Source organism: Pseudomonas sp. Irchel 3E19, assembly GCF_900187585.1.
Lineage (GTDB): Bacteria > Pseudomonadota > Gammaproteobacteria > Pseudomonadales > Pseudomonadaceae > Aquipseudomonas > Aquipseudomonas baetica.
In genome coordinates this window covers 63,249-69,989 of record NZ_FYDT01000035.1, presented here as the reverse complement: position 1 = coordinate 69,989, position 6,741 = coordinate 63,249, and the positions used below count along the sequence as shown (strand labels likewise).

Below are 6,741 nucleotides of genomic sequence, written 5' to 3'. Positions count from 1 at the left end.
TTGGCACCCACCACAGGAAGGGAATCGGGTGGCGTGGGGTGTAAGATCGATCTGGAGGGCATCACCATCAGGCTTGATCGTGACGACAGAAAAGCCCTCCCAAAAAGGAAGGAAAGTATTAATATCGCGCATAAGAACGCCGGTTTGTTAGATGTGTTTGCTCGCACGAACATCATCAAGCAAATCGGCGTTCTTGTTTCTGTGTTTCCCGGGATTCCGTGAAGAACCTTTTTTTTGGGAAGATGCCCGGTCGCTGCACGGGTAAAGCAGGCATGACCGTTCGTCGGAATCAACCGCCTACCTGTGATTTCTGACAGTAGACCGGCTCGCCGCGATGGCCTAGCTTGAAAGCCCGCCAAACGGAAAGGGCAGCATGGTTATGAAGGGATTCTCTGCAACCAGCGTGATCGGGGTGGCCGATGCGCTTATCCACTGGCAAATATTTTTCGTGCTCTGTACCGCAGTCGGTCTCGATCAGGCTGCCAGCAATTTTGCGGCGTTCTGCGTGGCCGCATCGTTCTCGTTTTATGTAAACGCGCTTTACACGTTCGAGCGAGAAACGTCGGTGTTCTTCTACCTGATGTTTACCGTCGTGATGGGCGTGTTGAGTTTCGGCGTGGGCGTGATTGCCGATGCCCGTCATCTTCCTGGCTTGGTGACGGTGGCTGTTTTTTCGCTGATGAATACTTTGTTGGGATACTGCTTTTTCCGGTTTGTACTGTTTCGGGTGCGTCGCACATGAACGTATCAGTGACTGATTGCCCGCCAGCGTCCGAGTCTTGCGTGACTTCACAACCCTTCGTGGTCGATCTGGACGGCACCCTGCTCAAGTCCGATCTGCTGTTCGAATGCGCCATGGCCTTTGTGCGCAGCAAGCCTTTGCAATGTCTGAAACCGCTGGCCTGGCTCACTCACGGCAAAGCGTATTTGAAAGAGCAATTGGCGCAATCGACGGACATCGACGTTGCGACCTTGCCCTACGATCCCGACGTGCTCTTGATGATTGAGGCGCAACGCAACAGCGGCCGAAAAATAGTCCTCGCCACGGCCAGCCACTACTCATTGGCAGTGCGCATTGCCGAGCACCTTCAGGTATTCGATGAGGTTTTGGGGACGACCCTTGAGCGAAACCTGTCAGGGACGCACAAACGTGATGTTCTGGTGACGTCGTATGGCGAGGGAGGATTCGACTACGTCGGTAATTCATCTGACGATCTGCCGATATGGCGCTCGGCCAGGCAGGCCTTTGTCGTCAATCCGTTACCGGGCGTTGCGCTTGCCATTCGGCACTTGGGCAACGTTGTTCAGGTGATCCGCTCTGACGCGACGACATTGAGGAGTTGGTACAAAGCCTTGCGCATTCATCAATGGGTGAAGAATGCGTTGATTTTTGTCCCTCTGCTCGCCGCCCATCAACTGGCCAATCCGCTGCAGCTTTGGCACGGCGTGCTGGCTTTCGTGTTTTTCGGGTTGTGTGCATCGGGTGTCTACGTCCTCAATGACCTGCTCGATCTTGCCGATGATCGCAAGCATCCAAACAAGCGTCATCGACCCTTCGCCAGTGGCTCTTTGTCGATCAAGTCCGGGTTGATGGTTTTTCCTTTGCTTTTGCTGGTGTCCTTCACGGGCGCCTGGATTTGGCTGCCTCGGTCATTCGTGGCGGTGCTCGCCTGCTATTACGTGCTGACACTGGTTTATTCACTGGTGTTGAAGCGGCTGATGGCGCTCGATGTGATTACGCTGGCGCTGCTGTACACCTTGCGCATTATTGCCGGTGGCACCGCTTTTGAACTGGAATTGACTGGCTGGATGCTGGCCTTCTCCATGTTCATGTTTTTGAGTCTGGCGCTGGTCAAACGCTATGCCGAACTGTTGGTCGCGCTGCACAGTGGCATCACCGGGAAAACCGGTGGCCGGGATTACTTTCCCGCCGATCTGGCCATGCTCTCATCATTGGGCGCTGCATCCGGTTATCTCACCGTCATGGTGCTGGCGCTGTACATCCATGACAGCGCGACCACTGCGCTCTATGCACATCCTCGATGGATCTGGCTTGCCTGCCCTGTGTTGCTGCTGTGGATCACCCGGATCTGGCTGCTGACCCACCGCGGCCGAATGAATGACGACCCGGTGGTGTTCGCACTGCGTGATCGCTTGAGTCTGGGGATGGGCGTGTTGTTCTGCCTGATTTTCTGGGTGGCGGCATGAAGTCTTTGCTGACCTCATGGGGAGCCTATCCCCGTACCCCGCAAACCGGCCATCCCTGCCACTGGCAACCTGAAGTGGCGACACAGTGGCAGCAGTTGATCGAAACCCACGGCACAACGTTGCCGTTCGGTAATGGCCGCAGCTATGGCGACTGTTGTCTGGCTGTCAGTGATCATGTGTTGCAGTTACGTCCCTTGAGTCGCTTCATCGAGGCTGACTGGGAGAACGGTGAGATCTGCGCCGAGGCTGGAGTGACCTTGGGCGAGGTTTTGCAACTGGCTATCCCGCAGGGCTGGTTTTTACAGGTCACGCCCGGGACGCGGCATGTCACGCTGGGCGGTGCCGTAGCCAATGATGTGCACGGCAAGAACCATCACCGATGCGGCACGTTTGCCCATTCGGTGGTGAGTTTTGGGTTACACCGATCCATGCAACCTCCGATGGTCTGCTCCCCGACGGAGAATCCCCAGTGGTTTGCCGCTACCCTGGGTGGCTTGGGCCTGACAGGTGTCATCAGTTGGGTGAAGATCCGCCTGCGCAAGATCCAGTCCAGTCTGATCGACACCACGCGGGTGCGCTTTGACTGCCTGAATGACTTCTTTGCCTTGTCCGCTGAACTGGATGCCCGGCACGAATACAGCGTCGCGTGGATCGATTGTCTGGCCCGAGGCAGTGCGCAAGGGCGCGGAGTCTTCACCGCCGGGGATCATCGTGAAACGGGTGCGCTTCAGGCCGCAGTCCCGCGTTCGCTGCACATGCCGATTCGGCCGCCGGTATCGCTGATCAATCCGCTCACTTTGAAACTGTTCAATCGTCACTACTGGAAGCGGCAACCGGCGACCCGACAATGTCAGACGGTCGCCTACAGCCCGTTTTTCTATCCGCTGGATTGTATCGAACACTGGAACCGGATTTACGGGCGCAAAGGCTTCCAGCAGTTTCAGTGTGTATTGCCAAGCGCGGTGGCGCAGGCGGCATTGGCCGAACTTCTCAAAGCTATTGCCCGCAGCGGTACCGGCTCTTTTCTCGCGGTGCTCAAACGTTGTGGCGATATGGCTTCCCCTGGGCTGCTGTCCTTTCCAATGTCGGGCACCTCACTGGCACTGGATTTCCCGCAGAACAATGCTCTGACGGAAAAACTGCTGCCGCGTCTCGATGCCATCGTCCGCGAAGCGCATGGCCGTTTGTACCCGGCCAAAGACGCCCACATGAGCGGCAGTGATTTTCGCCGAGCCTATCCCGCCTGGGAGCAAGTGGAAGCACTGCGCGACCCGGCCCTGATTTCCCGTTTCTGGCAGCGAGTTCTGCGATGAAAAAAATATTGATTGTGGGCGCCACCTCGGCCATTGCCAGCGCCTGCGCGCGACTCTGGGCGGCTGAACGGAGCGAGTTTTTTCTCGTCGCCCGGGATGGGCAAAAGCTGCAGCAAACCTGCACCGATCTGCAGGCCCGAGGTGCGAGCTCGGTGACACCGTATGTGATGGACATCAGTGACGCCGCCGAACACGCCGTCATGCTGGAGAGCTGTATGGCGGCGTTGCAGACGGTAGACATCTGTCTGATTGCCTACGGCTCCTTGCCGAATCAATGCGAGTGCGAACAAAGCGTTGAGGTGGCTGTAAGGGAATTCGCCAACAACGGCAGTTCAGTGATTGCTCTGTTGACGCTGTTGGCTAACCGGATGGCTGTCCAGCGCCACGGTACGCTGGCCGTTATCTCTTCGGTTGCCGGAGATCGCGGGCGTCCTTCCAATTATGTGTATGGCGCGGCCAAAGCCGCGGTTTCCACGTTCTGCGAAGGTTTGCGTGCACGCTTGTACAAGTCGGGTGTGCATGTAATCACCATCAAACCCGGTTTTGTCGATACGCCGATGACCCGTGGGCTGGCGCTGCCGGCCTTGTTGGTTGCGCAACCTGATAGTGTCGCCCGACAAATCGTCTCGGGTATCGAACGCAAGGTCGCGGTGCTTTATGTACCGGGGTTCTGGGCGTGGATCATGTGGTTGATTCGGGCCATACCGCAGCCGATTTTCAAGAGGCTGAATCTATGACCCAGTCGCTGATGTTCTCCGGGTGGCGCTATCGGGTTCTGATCGGTTCAGTGATGTGCTCCGCCCTCGCGTATCTGGCCATTTCCCTGTGGGGCGGGTGGCCGGCCGTGAGCGCGGCAGTCACTCGAGTGGGGTGGTGGACGGGTGGGCAAATCGTCGGGCTGGTGCTACTCGGTTACGGTCTGCGTTTTTTGCGCTGGCAGGTTTATCTCAATGCCCTGCGTCATCCGCTGCCGTGGTGGCCAAGTCTGAAAATTTACTTGGCAGGATTCGCCCTGACCACCACCCCCGGCAAGGCTGGCGAAGCGCTGCGCGGGGTTTTGCTCAAGCGTTGGGATGTGCCTTATGTGCATAGTTTCGCCGCGCTGTTCAGTGAGCGGCTGTCGGATTTTCTGGCGATGGTGGCGCTGGCTTTGTTCGGATTGAGCGGGCATCCCGAATGGCTGTCGATGATCATCGCCTGTCTGGTGCTGTTGGCGTGCGGTGTATTGCTGGTATCCCGACCAGCACTTGTCGGTGCTCTTGATCGACGGGGCGATCAAAGGAACGGTTGGTTTCCCCGTTTGTTGCGTCATGTCGTTCAAGTGTTGCACCACTCCCACAGTTGCCACACCCCACGCCGCCAGATTGGCGCGACGCTTTTGAGTGTTCTGGCCTGGGGGCTGGAAGCGCTGGCGTTTTACTGGATTCTCAATGCCATGGGTGCGGATGTGCCTCTGACGTCCGCGATGTTCATTTATGCCGTTGCCATGTTAGCCGGTGCCATGAGTTTCATGCCTGGCGGGTTGGGCAGTGCCGAAGCGGTGATGGTGGCTTTGCTGGTATCGGGCAGCGTGGCATTGCCGGATGCGATTGCGGCGACGGTTTCGTTGCGGTTGGTGACGTTGTGGTTGGCGGTGGGGTTGGGGGCTGTCTTCTTGATGGGGCAACAGAAGTCGCAGGTTGGATACTAGAGTGAGGCTAGGAATGAGCGGTGAAAAGAATAGAAAAAATTGGTTGATTTATTTGTCGCTGACCGCGGCAGTAATTTTTGGATGCTATTTGAGGTTACGTAATATTGGAGGTGGCGGACTTTGGCTGGATGAAGCATTTAGTGTCGCAACAAGCGACCCCGACAGTAGTGCTATGGAGGTTTATCGGCATACCATGAAGGATGTTCATCCGGCGTTCTATCAAATTGTTTTATGGTTGCATTACAAGGTTTTTGGTTATGCGGAAATGTCCGGCAGGTATCTATCAGCCGTTTTTGGTGTGTTGTTGATTCCTTGTATGTTCTGCCTGGCGCGACAGTTATTTGATAAACAGGTAGGTCTCATTTCGGCGTGGCTGACAGCGATTAATTATTTTTTTGTATATTACTCTCAAGAAACACGGTCCTACGCACTTCTGGTGTTGCTTGTTACGCTTTCGTTTATTTTTTTTATTGCTGCTTTTAATAAGTCTACTGTGCGTAATATTTTTTTGTATACAGTGGTCGTGGCAATGTTGGTCAATACTCATTATTTCGGGTATTTAGCGGTTATGGCTCAAGTGTTGCTTTTTTTTTGTATGGGAAGCAAAGCATGCTTCGATAGGAAGTTATGTTTTAAGTTTTTTTTGAGCGGTTTCTTCGTTTTTTTAACGGTTCTGCCTGGGGTCTTTTATCTGTGGGAGAATCTGGAAAAACGTGATTCTTGGATAAAGCAACCTCCAGACGATTTTTTTCTGAATCTTTTCAACGGTTATTTTAATAATCTCGCGCTATCAGGAGTACTTGCAGTATTGATGATAATTGGGGGTGTTAATTTGGTAGGCGACAACCGTCGAAGAGACACTATGAGAGTTCTGTTTGTCTGGGGTTGTGTCTGTATCGTCGTTCCATATGTGAGATCGATATGGTTTCAGCCGGTGCTGACAGATAGAAATATGATTGGTTTGCTTCCCCCATTGTTAATGCTGTTGGCGTTTTGTATCAGTCTTGTCAAGGATCGAGTCATGTACTGGTGTGTAGTGGTGCTAATTGGCATTTTTTCGATTGTGCCGTTCCATAAGCAAAATGATCATTCCTCTAGCCAAATGCGCGTGGTTATTAAAAATATGGGTGAGAATTGTTCTGGTTGTCTGGTTTACTCTACTTGGCCGAATGAAATGCAGGGATATGCAAAGGTTTTGGGTATGAAACTTAAAATAAGGTCATTGGCGGAGATGGAAAGTGACTTGATGTCTCGAAATCGCTCTGGCAATTTATTCGTTATCTCGGCTCATTGGACACCCGCGCCGCCAGAGGATGAAATGAATAAATATGGATTCCATCTCGCAAAGTTTTCCAGTTTTGGCGATTCATCAATCAACGAATATCGATCTAACCCGAATAATTAGATGCCAGCAACGCTGGAGAGTCAGGGCCAAAAAGTGACTCTTCGGTAAATGAGCACCGCTCAGATAATTTTTGAAGTGTAGATGAACTCAGGGAGGAGAACATGAATTTTAATAAAAGGAAAGGA

Annotated in this window: 7 protein-coding genes; all 7 read left to right on the top strand. The window is 53.8% G+C overall.

Annotated elements, in window-relative coordinates; all coding sequences use genetic code 11:
• Positions 1 to 222, top strand: a 222-nt coding sequence (locus CKW18_RS30645) for a hypothetical protein (protein ID WP_170947292.1), incomplete at its 5' end; no start/stop codon positions are given.
• A gap of 157 nt (positions 223 to 379) precedes the next feature.
• A complete protein-coding gene (locus tag CKW18_RS20605; protein ID WP_095190489.1) occupies positions 380 to 742 on the top strand; it encodes a GtrA family protein in 363 nt (120 codons plus the stop codon).
• 41 nt (positions 743 to 783) lie between these two features.
• Complete coding sequence (locus tag CKW18_RS20600; RefSeq protein ID WP_256587040.1) at positions 784 to 2,208, top strand: UbiA family prenyltransferase; 1,425 nt, start codon at positions 784 to 786, stop codon at positions 2,206 to 2,208.
• Positions 2,205 to 3,521 carry an FAD-binding oxidoreductase gene (locus tag CKW18_RS20595; protein ID WP_095190484.1) on the top strand — a complete coding sequence of 439 codons (1,317 nt, stop codon included), beginning with the start codon at positions 2,205 to 2,207 and terminating at the stop codon, positions 3,519 to 3,521. Before CKW18_RS20600 ends, CKW18_RS20595 begins: the two co-directional genes overlap by 4 nt.
• Entirely contained in the window at positions 3,518 to 4,258 is a 741-nt protein-coding gene (locus CKW18_RS20590) for an SDR family oxidoreductase (protein WP_095190483.1), read from the top strand. The genes CKW18_RS20595 and CKW18_RS20590 overlap by 4 nt, the downstream gene beginning before the upstream one ends.
• Complete coding sequence (locus CKW18_RS20585) at positions 4,255 to 5,211, top strand: lysylphosphatidylglycerol synthase transmembrane domain-containing protein (protein WP_095190482.1); 957 nt, start codon at positions 4,255 to 4,257, stop codon at positions 5,209 to 5,211. The genes CKW18_RS20590 and CKW18_RS20585 overlap by 4 nt, the downstream gene beginning before the upstream one ends.
• A 13-nt stretch (positions 5,212 to 5,224) precedes the next feature.
• Positions 5,225 to 6,616, top strand: a complete 1,392-nt coding sequence (locus tag CKW18_RS20580; RefSeq protein ID WP_095190481.1) for a glycosyltransferase family 39 protein — start codon at positions 5,225 to 5,227, stop codon at positions 6,614 to 6,616.
• Positions 6,617 to 6,741: the final 125 nt, after the last annotated feature.

Bases quoted from the DNA above. Each gene is read 5' to 3' on its own strand.
- CKW18_RS20590 (WP_095190483.1), top strand. From the start codon at position 3,518: ATGAAAAAAATATTGATTGTGGGCGCCACCTCGGCCATTGCCAGCGCC.
- CKW18_RS20605 (WP_095190489.1), top strand. From the start codon at position 380: ATGAAGGGATTCTCTGCAACCAGCGTGATCGGGGTGGCCGATGCGCTT.
- CKW18_RS20580 (WP_095190481.1), top strand. From the start codon at position 5,225: ATGAGCGGTGAAAAGAATAGAAAAAATTGGTTGATTTATTTGTCGCTG.
- CKW18_RS20595 (WP_095190484.1), top strand. From the start codon at position 2,205: ATGAAGTCTTTGCTGACCTCATGGGGAGCCTATCCCCGTACCCCGCAA.
- CKW18_RS20585 (WP_095190482.1), top strand. From the start codon at position 4,255: ATGACCCAGTCGCTGATGTTCTCCGGGTGGCGCTATCGGGTTCTGATC.